The organism is Methylocucumis oryzae (genome assembly GCF_000963695.1).
Classification (GTDB): domain Bacteria; phylum Pseudomonadota; class Gammaproteobacteria; order Methylococcales; family Methylomonadaceae; genus Methylovulum; species Methylovulum oryzae.
The window spans coordinates 1-11,862 of the sequence record NZ_LAJX01000285.1; the positions used below are offsets into that span (position 1 = coordinate 1).

Here is an 11,862-nt window from a genome sequence, read left to right on the forward strand (position 1 = left end):
TTTCACAGCAAATTCCACAGGTTTCACAGCAAATTCCACAGGTTTCACAGCAAATTCCACAGGTTTCACAGCAAATTCCACAGGTTTAATCGCGTATCTGTTTGTTTAATAAAATGTATTTCGGCTCTTAAACAATATAAAACAATATAAAAAAAACTACAAACAGGAAAATTGTTAGTCGTTTTTTTATTTTTTAACTTGAATATATAATTAATCTATGTTTAATTTTTAATAAAACAAAACTTATACCTAAAACCAATTGCTGTAGGTATTGCTTACAAAAGCGATTAGGTTGTGAAAAAAAAAAAAGCGTCTTAAAACACCCCTCATTTAAAACCAAAAAAATCCATATTATTATGGAAAATTAAAACGGCTCAATAGGTTACTCGTGAGCCGTTTTTAACCATCAACAGTTACTCATCTAAGCGGTTAATGAATAACAGGAGTAATGCCACCATTCGTTAAGCGCACACTGTACACCACCGGGGTAGCCACCGTTTTATCTTTACGGATTAAATTGATTTCAACGTAATAATCATTCTTTAAGAAATCAAACGTATGACTAAACTGCTTCAGTTCTTCACCGGCAACAACAGGGGCAAAGCTATTGCTGCTAAAGGTAGCAATGGTGGATTCAGTCATCGTCGTCCGATCTAAGCGTCTTAATGAAGCAGATACTTGAGCATTACCGCTAATACCATCCGGGTCTTTATAGCCCACCACTAAACTGTTCCATGACACGCTTTTCCAAGATGCGGGAATCTCAAACAACTCGCCTTGTTGTGCCGGTACATAATCGTACATCGGCGTGACATTGCAGCGTACGGTTATCGGTTGATACAACGTGCCGAAAATACCGCCATTGGTGGCTGGACTCACATTGTCAGCTAAATAGCGGAATTGAGTACCGGAAAACTCATACTTACCTGTTGATGATTCATCAACGCTACACGCTGATGCGGTCGATGTCCAAGCAGGAACGGTGTCATACCAGCCAGACGGTAAAGCCAATGCATTTTGAGCTGCAGCAAAAGAGCCGGTCGCTAAAACAGTTAATAAAGCAGCGCGTAATGTTTTCATAATAATTATCCTCGTAACTAATCGGTGATTGTTTTTTTAGTGTTGACCCAGTGTTTGGGCTTGAGATTAGTTTACGGAACTGGCGCATACGCCGCAGTGCGCTAGTTACTGCATAGAAGACGATTATTTACCGCTAGGTGAGCGTAAATATCACAGGGGAATGGGTAATAGATTCTAAGTCTTGCCATTAAGAGCCGGTAAATAAATATTAAGGTTATGCAACATTAAAACTACGTGGCAATGACAAAAAAGTCTCAGCCTTGTTAAAGACACCGGCCGTCAACAAATGCGCTTGAAAATAGTCGGCTGCACTGACTATCACTTAAATAGTCTATTGCAAGCACTTTGATTACTTAGAGATAAGCCATGATGAAGACCTTAAAACCCGTCTGTTCAATACGCTCAATCTAGGCTTCAAGAAACCTGGATAAGTGCAATAAATAACAGTGAGATCAACCATACTGCGATAAATCGTGTTTTTTGAGCAGCCATTTTGTAGGGTTTCTTGAATTCATGTGTATATAAATTAACGTTAGTTAGATTTTATATCGACAAACATCCATACAACAATGATGTTTGTTAGCTCTTTTATGGATATAAATGATCATTACTTTATTTTTTATCATTAAATATTCGTATACCTTTTACTTTATTTAACAATTATCTGAGTTTTATCAGCGTATTATTGATGTTGTTGATCATACAGCGTTTTTTAGCGTAAAAAATATAAGATGAAATGCGATAAAAAAAAACGTTCAATCCAGGGCAGGATATGTGAAGTTATATAACTTCACTTTTTTATTCGCACGGAGCGCTCAACAAAAATCCTGCTCTGCGAGGCTCAAAGTGGGCCGACATGGCTAAAAAACCCATCCAGAAGAGAAGTCCCGCCTATCGTGATACAGAGGGCAGCGGATGAAAAACCAAGCATTGATGTCTTAATGCGAATTGATGACACGCAAAACCTATCATCAACATCATGGGAAAGGTTGTGTGTCCTAAAACCGAACGGAACGGTAGCTATAAGCGAAAAATTTTTAGCGGCTAAAATTTTTACGCGTTAAGTCAGACTGACTACGTTTGAACGATAGCAGCGCTATGAATCACTTAACGTTCATGATGAATACTCCAATGTTGACCATCGTAGGAACACAAACGGTAGCAAATACCGTTTGTTAGGGGTAAATGGCGTTGAAAAGCTCTAAATGCGTTCATGCTGGCGCTGTCATGTACAGAAAAACCGAGTAATCGCCAGACCAATAAGCCAAACCAAATACCATGACCAATAATAACCGTTTGATGCGCTAAGGTCGGCAATGCTTGAATGAAACAAGCCACACGTTGCTGGAATTCGTCGAAGGTATCTGCGTGCTGTCCTAAACGTAAATAGACATCATTGCTAGCCCAATACGCTTGGGCTAAGGGTCTTCGCTGTGCGCCGGTCATACCGGCAATGCGTTCATGTGACAGGATATGTAGCTCATTTAGGTACGGATTAACCTGATACGTCATGCCGTATTGGTGGCATAACGGCTGTGCGGTTTGAAGGGTGCGAATTAATTCTGACACCATGATGTGTGCCGGACGTATCGGCCAGCTTTGGGCGAGTGCATGGGCAAACTGTTGACCGGCATTGGAAACGCTTTCGGCGTGTCGGATAAAGTAAAGCGTGCGCATGGTCATTGTTTGAGACAGAGTGATTATTCTTAACGTTATGGTGTAGTCCGTTACCTATCAGCTACCGAAGAACGGCTATCTCTGGCAGTGGCTGAGGTTAAGTAGCTACCGAAGCGATGGTACTTAGAACAGTTCGTGAAACACACCGCTAAAGCGGAGTTATTTAAGACTTAAAATTTTAGCCGCTAAAATTTTGCTTTATTTGTACCGTTCTGCATGAGGACGGATCACTTTGCTCATAACCTTAACCATTTCTTTTTGCGTGTCATCAATGCGCGCTAAGGCGGCTAATAGTGTTTCCTTACCAAACTGTGCCGTTCGGACATCATCCGTTAGCCATAGCTTCAGTAACCCACCTAAGCGGCCTAAGTCGCCACCAAGCTTCGATAATTCCAGCATGTGTTGATAATCCACAATGCTTTTAGGTACATACCCTAAGCCTAACTCGCGTAAATACGCCGAGGTGCTTAAACCTGTTTGACGCGCTAACGCTTCAATCTTTTGTTTTTCATCGGGTGTCACACACACCAAAATTGGGGTACTGCCTTTTCGAGTGATGTTTTTTTCAGCCATGTTTTTGTCTTTTAGCCTCGCAGAGCAGGATTTTTGTTGAGCACTCCGTGCGAATAAAAAAAAAAAACGTGAAGTTATATAACTTCACATATCCTGCCCTGGATTTGAGTGTTTTTTTGATTCAAGATACGTTTAACATGAGTTATTTTTAAGCTAAAAATAGATAATAATCGATAATAAATATAAATACTCTATTTTTATCAATAATTAACTTTATTTACTGTAAATAATCTTTTTTACTTTATAAGTATATTGAATACACGATAAATTACTTACAAATATTAATAATAGCTATTTAAAATCTATAATTACTTATTTATATCAATAAAACTTAACTATATAGCGATATTAATAGAAAAATACTATCCAATAAGACGCTATACAATATAATAAACTGTAGAATTACCATTAATTAGTTAAAAAACCATCACTATGGCTAGAAAAAACAAGACATTACTTGATGAATTGCAAGACGAAGTCAGGCTAAATCAAGATAAAACAAAATCTAAGATTACAACCATTATTCCCTTAAAAAAGGACATTATTGAAGCCTTGCAAGCTGGTTATAAAATGGCGGAAATTTATAGATGCCTGGTTAAATCTAAAAAGATTGTGTGTAGCTATAACACCTTTACCCGATGTGTTAAAAAACTCGATTTGAAGAACCAAATTATGGGCGTTAACACAACAATGAATACTCAAGACAATGACACGAAACTAGAAGCGTCTGCACAGTAAATAATGAAAACGATCCTTTTAGTATGTTGTTCAGAGGCAATCAAATACTTAAAAGACGAACTAACTATAACAACAATAGTGAGTTTGACATCCTCCTCGCCCTAAAGAACGAGGATTCCTACGGTGCTCAGGCGGCAATCGCCTGAGTTACTTCGGTGGGTTCTTGGCCCGACGCCCCAACCGCAGGCGAAGTATCTGCACAAGCTAACCGGGCGTGTCCCGCCCTTAGAACATTGATAGCACCGACCAGATCGGCGTTTTCCTCGAAAYCGCATTCCACACACTCGAACCGCGCTTGGCTTAGCCGGTTCTCTTTGGCGACATGGCCGCAGCACGGACACGTTCGGCTGGTGTTTCTGGGCGGCACGGCAACAAGTTGTCCACCATTCCAAGCCAGTTTGTAAGCTGTTTATCTTTTTTTGGTCCTTTTTGTTAGTGTCAATTAGACGTATACCCTAACCGGATGTCAGGTTAAGTGTTGTTTTTGCGTCAGAATAGAGTCTTTTTTTTAAAACATTGACACTTGCTGCCAAAGGTTATAGAGTTCATCCTGACACTTTGGTTTTTTTGAGGACTGTTTTTGCAAGGGCATCGTATCGGTTACATCAGAGTTAGTTCGTTCGAGCAAAATCCGCAACGGCAACTGGAGCAGGTTAAGGTCAGTAAGGTTTTTACTGATAAGGCGTCCGGTAAAGACACCGAACGACCGGCTTTGGAACAATTATTAGCGTTTGTCCGAGAGGGCGATACGGTCGTGGTGCATAGCATGGACCGCCTGGCGAGAAATCTGGATGACTTAAGGCGCTTGGTACAGCAGTTAACCCAACGCGGTGTGCGCATCGAATTCGTCAAGGAAGGCCTGACGTTTACTGGCGAAGACTCACCGATGGCCAATCTATTGCTTTCAGTGATGGGAGCTTTTGCCGAATTTGAGCGAGCCTTGATTAAAGAACGGCAGCGTGAAGGTATTGTGCTGGCTAAACAGCGCGGGGCTTATCGTGGGCGCAAGAAGGCGCTATCGAATGAACAGGTGGTAACACTACAAAATCGAGTCAATGCTGGCGAGCAGAAAGCCAAATTGGCCCGCGAGTATGGTATTAGCCGGGAAACCCTCTACCAATATTTGAAAACGACATAATAATTATATCTAGGCCGCTCAGCATAGTTGAAAAATATTTCAGCAACATTTGTGATAAAACTACTCATGTTTCGTTCACGCTGTTCAATACCTGCTGGATGACTGTTGCCGCAATACGAAAGCCAGCGTTGTGCAATACCTCAAAAACTGAGCGTGCCGATGGTATTAAGCCTTTCTTTTTGGCTAAGCCGATAATGGCGGCGGTGCCTATCACGCGTAAGCCTTTTTCCTGTGCTACGGCGCGCCCCGCACGCTCATCCATGATTAATAGCACTTGATCTGGAGTGCCTAACGCAATATTGATGCAGTCGGTTTCTCCCGCATCCAGATCAATGTCTAATAGTGGCTCGATAGGATTAGGCCACACGGTTATCCAGTTTTGCCTAAGTGCTTCTTGAATAGCTTGCTCACCCGGTGCATTTTTATCGGGTAAAACTTCCTGTCTAACCGTTTCGGGTATGTACACCGTGCCAAACAGACTGGGTAGCCAGTCTAAACCACGTATTAAGGCCAAGCCTATAACAGGGCTGGCGTCAATAACTACTTTTCGCACCATCGGATTAGGCTTGCTTAAGCCAGTCTTCCAGCGTGTCTAAATCTTTTTGTGTCTCTTCAGCCGTCATATTTACTACGGAAATACCGAGTCGTGAAACATGCGCTATAAAACTGGCTAACGGCATATCGGCTAGTTTTGCCGAGCGAGCAAGAGATAAATGTCCATCTTTGAACAAAGCCGTTGCCAATGCCATACGCACACCTGGCATACTGATAATTTTTGCTGATTGAAGTCCGATCATTACGGCGTCTGGCTCATGACGATTCATAACTAACACCATGTCTTCGTGTGCCATGCGTAAGGCTTCACTGGGGTTGTTTTTTAATCCGCTGACATTGACTGTTTTCATGGGCGATTCTAATAGGAATATTATGTGTCTATATTATAAGTCCATTTGAAAGATAAACCCAATCATAATGAACGGAAATACTAGGTGTGTTCGATTAGGTAAGAGTACTTATCGTTACTTAGATAGTAAAAAGTAATTTTTTTTCAGTGCAAAACTGAAAAAAATCACTTATACTTGAGCGCAACCCCCTCGTTTAGCCGACCCGCTTTGATGCCGAAACTGACCGATACCTATAATTTAGCCTATGCCGCCTGCAGCGACATCTTAAGCGAGCTGGGCCGCTTTCCCACCATCGACTTGGTGCGCGCGCGTATTGGTGTCAATAGCCCGGCCACCATTAAGAAGGCGATGACTGACTGGACGGTGCAGTTTGCCGCCCAGCAACAGGAACGGCTGCAGCGCCCGGGTGTACCTCCGCTGTTGTTGGAGCACCTGGAACAGCTCTGGGGCTTAGCGGTCAACGAGGCTCGTGCCACCTACCGCGAGCAGGAGCAGGCGTACCAGGCTGAGATACAGAGCTTGACGGCTGAACTGAGCGCACAGCAGCAGCTGGTCAGCGACCTAAGTCAGACGCTGAGCGAGGCGCGGCACGCCTTGCTGCAGCACGAGGCGGCGCAGCAGCGTTTACACGAGCAATTGACGCAGTCTGAACAGACGCGTCAGGCGTTGCAACAGCACCTGGCCGAGCGCGACGTCGAGCTGGCCCGGACCAACCAACAGTTACAGGCCGAACAACAGCGCCACCACCAGCAACACGCGCAAGATCAGGCCTGGTTTGCCCGGCGTTTAGTGGAAGAAAAATACTTTTTAGACGCCAAACACCAAGACGAGATTACACGCTTAAAACAGCAACTGGCCAGTCTCAGTGACTCCGAAGCGGGCTTACGTCAGCTGTGTGCCCGGTTGAATCAGGAGCAGCAGCGCTTAAGCCAAGCCCTCAAGGCCGCCGTGCCGGCGCCGAATGCGTTAAGCTTTCGTGCCCGACACGCTGCGCGCACGACGCAGCCTAAACGGCGTTAACGCATGGCCGGGCCTTGGCGCTTACACAAGATACAACCGGAGGCCAATGCCTACCGGTTTTACAGTCTGCATGTCAGTCCGGGCGTGTTTGGTGATTGGGCGCTGGTGAAAGAATGGGGCCGCATCGGCTCACCCGGTACGCTAAGAAATGAATGGTTTAACACCGAAGCCGAAGCCATTGCAGCGGCGTTGGCGTTAAAAGCGAAAAAAGAGCGGGGTGGCTATCAGGCGGTGTTATGACACGCATTTGCCGTTTCGTTACCGTGTTGTGATCGCATAGATTACCGGATGCCAGTAGCTCTAATTCACAGAGTGAGTAATTCCCTTATCGAAAATAACAGTCAATGCTGATTAGCCGAGCGATAAAAACCCTAAAGGGTTTGAACAACCTAAAAGATAAGACCACAGTCAGCGAGAATGCAGCTATTTGCAGTTAACTATATTGACTAGAAAGTAAATAGCTGTCACTATTTGCCAAGTTTTTGTCAACTTATCCGTGTAATTTAGTTAACAATAACGATTGTACTGGTTTTCTTCGTTGCCTAAGCCGTGTAGTACATAACACTATCGATTTTGTCAGCGTTCATTTGTCTCTATTGAATCATGCGAGGTGCTCATGTCACTTTTAGACGAACTGGCTAATTTCTTCAGCGATGAGCACAATGACCATTTCCTCAACGAATTAAACTTTTCTGAACTCATTATTCTTGTCACGTTAGGTCATCGTGGACAATTGGTACCCATGGCAAAAAACACGCCGACTTTTGTGCCTGATTGCGTTTTTGAGGCAAACGATACCCACGCCTCAAATTTTGCCCTACGACAAGTTCAAAACTAAATTACTCGAAAGTATTGATAAGTCTGCGCCCTTAACGGACAAAGATACACAAGCAGCCTTTAAACTGCTAACAACAGGGCAAGCCGAAAGCGATATAAAAGACACTGTGCTTGGCATGCTAAACCAAATACCGAGGTTTCCAGCACAAATTCTGGCTGACATCCCCAATATCTTTCGTGACCCAACCGACTTTCCACGGTTGCCAGGCTTTGATGTGGCAGCAAAATCAATCAACTCAATTATCAGACCAGACAAAGCACATCCAGACAAGAATAGAATATTTCGTCTCGCTATTCTAGCCTATGCGCGCATGAATGGAATTAACCTCGAAGAGACCAATTTATTAGATTTGAGTGACTTTTTTAGCAACAGGCTCCGAGTCGGATTTTATGAAACTGGTCGAGCATGGTCTTGAAACGTTTAAAAAACCAATATGGTGTCACTGACATTCAAATAGCGGTTAAACAACTACATACGATAAGCCAAGAGTGCATGAAAAAAACGAAAGAGTTGAAATTATGAGTTTACAGCTAGAATCAAGCTAATAGCATCTTCTAACTAGATTAAATTCAAGAAAACAGCCGACACTGATCAATGGCTCTCAGGATTACACGAGGAAAGTCATATCAGAACGGCTATTACACAACTTAATAAATTTGGGGAATAAAATGGTTAATAATACTACATCTATGGATTTCTCACATTTGGATCAATTAAGCCCTGAAGATGTTGTACAATTCAAAGAAGCATCCAGCTCAAAGCCACTGACCGTCAGCTTGCCGAACGTTTCCTCCTAGAGGTGGCAACCCCTGCTCGCCGCAGCAAAATCATTGCCGAAGGCGATTCATGGTTCGATTACATGCCTGGAACGGATCTTATCGACTGCCTCAGAAATCTTTTCGATTATGACATTGAAAACTTTGCCAAGGCAGGCGATACCCTAGAGAATATGATATACGGCACTGGCATTACTCGGCATTTCCAGCGCGAAGTACCGCAAATTTACACAATCCTTAATCGCATTGAACACGTTCAGCCGAAAGTGTTTTTGTTTTCTGGCGGAGGGAACGATGTCGCTGGCGATGAGTTCTCATCATATTTAAATCACAATCTCAGCGGCCTGCCAGCGTTTCGAGAAGAATTTGCCGACGAGATGATCAACGGAGTTTTTCGGAGATATTTCGAAGGATTGATCGCTGCGGTAGCCCAGCGTTCCCCCAATACCCACATTGTGACCCATGGCTATGGACATACCCTTCCAACCGGGGAAGGAGTGGATATCCTATTCTTCACATTCGCAGGTCCATGGCTACGACCAGCCTTGGTCCAGAAAGCCATTCTCGACGAAACCCAGCAACGCAATATAGTGTTCCGTATCATCGATCTCTACAACGGAATGCTGGCTAACCTAGAGGCAACCCACTCGAATTTCCATCACGTCGATCTTCGACCTATTCTCGATCCCCATACCGATTGGGCTAACGAGTTGCACTTGACCAATAGCGCCTACGCCCGCGCAGCACAACGCATCCACAATACTTTAGCTCCACTATTAGCAGCGTAACCTGCGGTAATAACGGCATAGGAGAACAACATGGCTAACATAGACCATATACGTAAGCTCAGCCCAGAATTCATAGCTTACCTTCAGGATAATCGAGGAAAGATTTCTACTCCTAGCCCATCAGATCCCAATGTGGGAGCACGTTTGGGACACATAGCCGGTAGCGGTGGCGGTTTCACGGGCCGTGATTTCGAACGCGTCATTGGCCGTAATGACCTGTTGAGGAGCAATTACCTCAAGCGAGGCGAGTTAGCGGCAGCTGCGGTCGGTAGAATAGACGTACCTAGCGAGTTCGGCAGCAGTGGTAGCTGGGGTACAGGTTTCCTGATAACTCCTCGCCTAATGATTACCAACAACCATGTTATCCCAAAACCAGAAGACGCCAAACGCGCGGTAATCGAGTTGGGCTATGAACGCGACGAGAATGGTCAATTCAAGATCAGCCGCAGATTCCGGCTTGATCCAGACAGTGCATTTATCACTGTGGATATGGATGATCTGGACTTCACTCTGGTTGCGGTGATGGTGCGTTCCGAGGATGGGGTGTCAAACCTTGATGAGTTCGGATTCCTCAGATTGGATAAAGGTCGCCGAAAGGTGCAAGTAGGCGAGTTCGTGACTATCATTCAACACCCCAATGGCGAGGAAAAGTACATTGCGATCCGAGAAAATCAGGTATTACAGATCGGCGGCGACGGCGATGGCTTCCGCAAGGACTTCCTCTGGTACGTTTCCGACACGGCGCCAGGTTCTTCAGGTTCTCCGGTCTTCAACGACGATTGGCAAGTGGTGGCGCTTCATCACAGCGGGGTCCCAGTAACCGAGATGAAAGATGGCGTTCTCAAGTATCAGCGCACCTCAGGTGAATGGATTACCCACGACGAAGCTCGTGATTTGCCCGATGACTTATTGAAGTGGCACGCCAACGAAGGTATCCGGGTTAGTTCGATCCTAGCGAGAATCAAAGAATTGCAAGTCGGTACGACTAATCCTCTGATCAAATTGCTTCTGGACGATGCCGACGGTATTGCTCCGCTCACCGGACGGCACGAAAAAGTGAGTATCGTCTCTCCAGCTGCTACCTCTCCCAATCTATCCATCGTAGAAGCCGCCGCCAGACAAAGGCAGAAGGTTCATCCTCTGAGCTACTACGCAGGACGGAGCGGCTATAATCCGGATTTCCTCGGACAAAGCATACCGCTGCCGGAAATCACCGACAAAGCGAAGCAATATGGCCAAATCGCGGCGGTTCAAGGCAGCGAGAATGGTGAATTACGCTATGAGCACTTTTCCATCGTGTTCAATGCAGATAGACGCTTGGCCTTTTTCACGGCCGTCAATATCGATGGCGCCCAGTCGGTTAACCTAACTCGGGGCTCCGACAGCTGGTCGTACGACCCACGTTTGCCTATCGAGCTCCAAGTCGGTGATGAATTATACGGCAGTGAACCGGATGGGAACTATTTTGACCGTGGACATTTAGTACGCCGCCTTGACCCGGTATGGGGAGACCAAGACACCTTGGCGCGTGCAAATGAGGATACGTTTCACTGGACCAATTGCTCGCCTCAATATTGGGAGTTCAATCAGAAAGAAATCCTCTGGCAGGGCTTGGAAAATTTCATCCTCACCAACACCGACCAGGATGATTTGAAGGCAACCGTTTTCACCGGCCCTGTTTTCCGCGAAGACGATTACACGCATCGTGGCCTCAAGATTCCAAAGCACTTTTGGAAGGTTGTTGCGGTGGTGGATGGCGCTGGGCGCCTCTACTCAAGCGCTTATATCGTCAGCCAAGAAAAGTATGCCAAGCACGTTCCATTTGAGCGCTTACCTGTAGGTCAATTCAACAATTACCAAGTCACCGTTTCCAAGCTGGAAACGGTGACCGGGCTATCGTTCGGATCGGCTATTCTGGCCTCCGACACGGCTATCGGACAGCCAGATGCCATTCCGTTGCGTAGTCTTGCCGATATTCGCCATCCTCGTCGTTCTGGTTCGCTCCGTGAAGGTTATGGCAGATTTGCCAGTTTCGAGGCATTCCTCGAGTCTTATCTGCGAGCGCAATCTTTCCAGGAAGAACAGGAAATCGCTCCGCTCGAATTGGAAGCCAGGAGGGTGCGCCTACGCAGTAACCGTTCAATCTAGCCACGTTGTTTTCTAAAAGACATTCTGATCCTTAACTGTCTCGGAATTTGCCGTTGCAAAAGGCAGCAACTCATCGATACGACTGTTGGGCCAAGTCGGTAATTTTTCCAAAGTATCCTTGAGCCATTCGGTAGGATTTAAGCCATTGAGTTTAGCCGTCCCTAATAAGGTTTGAATCGCT

The 11,862-nt window shown here is 45.1% G+C and carries 15 protein-coding genes; 8 read left to right on the forward strand and 7 right to left on the reverse strand.

All coding sequences use genetic code 11. The features are described from left to right. Nucleotides 1-429 precede the first annotated feature (429 nt). From VZ94_RS20160 to traJ, 3 genes are all read right to left on the reverse strand, one after another. Nucleotides 430-1,080, reverse strand: a complete 651-nt coding sequence (locus tag VZ94_RS20160; protein WP_045780603.1) for a hypothetical protein — start codon at nucleotides 1,078-1,080, stop codon at nucleotides 430-432. A gap of 1,107 nt (nucleotides 1,081-2,187) precedes the next feature. Continuing rightward, nucleotides 2,188-2,757 carry a histidine phosphatase family protein gene (locus VZ94_RS20165; RefSeq protein ID WP_157844989.1) on the reverse strand — a complete coding sequence of 190 codons (570 nt, stop codon included), beginning with the start codon at nucleotides 2,755-2,757 and terminating at the stop codon, nucleotides 2,188-2,190. A 198-nt stretch (nucleotides 2,758-2,955) separates the two neighbouring features. Further along, complete coding sequence (gene traJ / locus VZ94_RS20170) at nucleotides 2,956-3,330, reverse strand: conjugal transfer transcriptional regulator TraJ (protein ID WP_045780605.1); 375 nt, start codon at nucleotides 3,328-3,330, stop codon at nucleotides 2,956-2,958. 432 nt (nucleotides 3,331-3,762) lie between these two features. Between traJ and VZ94_RS20175 the strand changes: the two genes are divergently transcribed. After that, entirely contained in the window at nucleotides 3,763-4,068 is a 306-nt protein-coding gene (locus VZ94_RS20175; RefSeq protein WP_045780606.1) for a TraK family protein, read from the forward strand. A gap of 127 nt (nucleotides 4,069-4,195) precedes the next feature. Here the strand turns inward: VZ94_RS20175 and VZ94_RS27345 are convergent, their stop codons facing one another. Then, nucleotides 4,196-4,465 carry a zinc ribbon domain-containing protein gene (locus VZ94_RS27345; RefSeq protein WP_275575339.1) on the reverse strand — a complete coding sequence of 90 codons (270 nt, stop codon included), beginning with the start codon at nucleotides 4,463-4,465 and terminating at the stop codon, nucleotides 4,196-4,198. Between the two features lie 183 nt (nucleotides 4,466-4,648). Between VZ94_RS27345 and VZ94_RS20180 the strand changes: the two genes are divergently transcribed. Beyond that, nucleotides 4,649-5,206: a recombinase family protein gene (locus VZ94_RS20180; RefSeq protein WP_045780607.1), complete on the forward strand. Its 558-nt coding sequence runs from the start codon at nucleotides 4,649-4,651 to the stop codon at nucleotides 5,204-5,206. Nucleotides 5,207-5,270: 64 nt separating this feature from the next. On the opposite strand, the gene VZ94_RS20185 is transcribed toward VZ94_RS20180, so the two are convergent. Continuing rightward, on the reverse strand, nucleotides 5,271-5,762 hold the full coding sequence (locus tag VZ94_RS20185) for a PIN domain-containing protein (protein WP_045780608.1): 492 nt from the start codon (nucleotides 5,760-5,762) through the stop codon (nucleotides 5,271-5,273). A gap of 4 nt (nucleotides 5,763-5,766) precedes the next feature. After that, complete coding sequence (locus VZ94_RS20190; protein ID WP_045780609.1) at nucleotides 5,767-6,111, reverse strand: UPF0175 family protein; 345 nt, start codon at nucleotides 6,109-6,111, stop codon at nucleotides 5,767-5,769. Nucleotides 6,112-6,321: 210 nt separating this feature from the next. On the opposite strand from VZ94_RS20190, the gene VZ94_RS20195 reads away from it, so the two are divergent. The 6 genes from VZ94_RS20195 to VZ94_RS20215 all read left to right on the forward strand — a co-directional run bounded on the left by VZ94_RS20195 (nucleotide 6,322) and on the right by VZ94_RS20215 (nucleotide 11,681). Further along, entirely contained in the window at nucleotides 6,322-7,131 is an 810-nt protein-coding gene (locus VZ94_RS20195; RefSeq protein ID WP_045780610.1) for a DNA-binding protein, read from the forward strand. A gap of 3 nt (nucleotides 7,132-7,134) precedes the next feature. Then, nucleotides 7,135-7,371, forward strand: a complete 237-nt coding sequence (locus tag VZ94_RS20200; protein ID WP_045780611.1) for a WGR domain-containing protein — start codon at nucleotides 7,135-7,137, stop codon at nucleotides 7,369-7,371. Between the two features lie 376 nt (nucleotides 7,372-7,747). Further along, nucleotides 7,748-7,969, forward strand: coding sequence for a hypothetical protein (locus VZ94_RS25635; protein WP_131655659.1), 222 nt, complete (start codon nucleotides 7,748-7,750; stop codon nucleotides 7,967-7,969). Beyond that, a complete protein-coding gene (locus VZ94_RS20205; protein ID WP_045780612.1) occupies nucleotides 7,944-8,384 on the forward strand; it encodes a hypothetical protein in 441 nt (146 codons plus the stop codon). Before VZ94_RS25635 ends, VZ94_RS20205 begins: the two co-directional genes overlap by 26 nt. Before the next feature lie 384 nt (nucleotides 8,385-8,768). After that, nucleotides 8,769-9,533 carry an SGNH/GDSL hydrolase family protein gene (locus VZ94_RS20210; protein ID WP_131655660.1) on the forward strand — a complete coding sequence of 255 codons (765 nt, stop codon included), beginning with the start codon at nucleotides 8,769-8,771 and terminating at the stop codon, nucleotides 9,531-9,533. Nucleotides 9,534-9,563: 30 nt separating this feature from the next. After that, nucleotides 9,564-11,681 carry a DNA/RNA non-specific endonuclease gene (locus VZ94_RS20215; RefSeq protein ID WP_052700777.1) on the forward strand — a complete coding sequence of 706 codons (2,118 nt, stop codon included), beginning with the start codon at nucleotides 9,564-9,566 and terminating at the stop codon, nucleotides 11,679-11,681. A 12-nt stretch (nucleotides 11,682-11,693) separates the two neighbouring features. Here VZ94_RS20215 and VZ94_RS24815 read toward each other — a convergent pair. Then, on the reverse strand, nucleotides 11,694-11,862 hold a 169-nt coding region (locus VZ94_RS24815), incomplete at its 5' end, for a transposase domain-containing protein (protein ID WP_131655661.1).

Excerpts from the sequence above, each read along its gene's own strand:
- VZ94_RS20175 (WP_045780606.1), top strand. The coding sequence starts at position 3,763 with ATGGCTAGAAAAAACAAGACATTACTTGATGAATTGCAAGACGAAGTC.
- VZ94_RS20200 (WP_045780611.1), top strand. The coding sequence starts at position 7,135 with ATGGCCGGGCCTTGGCGCTTACACAAGATACAACCGGAGGCCAATGCC.
- VZ94_RS20160 (WP_045780603.1), bottom strand. The coding sequence starts at position 1,080 with ATGAAAACATTACGCGCTGCTTTATTAACTGTTTTAGCGACCGGCTCT.
- VZ94_RS25635 (WP_131655659.1), top strand. The coding sequence starts at position 7,748 with ATGTCACTTTTAGACGAACTGGCTAATTTCTTCAGCGATGAGCACAAT.
- VZ94_RS20165 (WP_157844989.1), bottom strand. The coding sequence starts at position 2,757 with ATGCGCACGCTTTACTTTATCCGACACGCCGAAAGCGTTTCCAATGCC.
- VZ94_RS20190 (WP_045780609.1), bottom strand. The coding sequence starts at position 6,111 with ATGAAAACAGTCAATGTCAGCGGATTAAAAAACAACCCCAGTGAAGCC.
- VZ94_RS20215 (WP_052700777.1), top strand. The coding sequence starts at position 9,564 with ATGGCTAACATAGACCATATACGTAAGCTCAGCCCAGAATTCATAGCT.
- VZ94_RS20185 (WP_045780608.1), bottom strand. The coding sequence starts at position 5,762 with ATGGTGCGAAAAGTAGTTATTGACGCCAGCCCTGTTATAGGCTTGGCC.
- traJ (WP_045780605.1), bottom strand. The coding sequence starts at position 3,330 with ATGGCTGAAAAAAACATCACTCGAAAAGGCAGTACCCCAATTTTGGTG.
- VZ94_RS20195 (WP_045780610.1), top strand. The coding sequence starts at position 6,322 with ATGCCGAAACTGACCGATACCTATAATTTAGCCTATGCCGCCTGCAGC.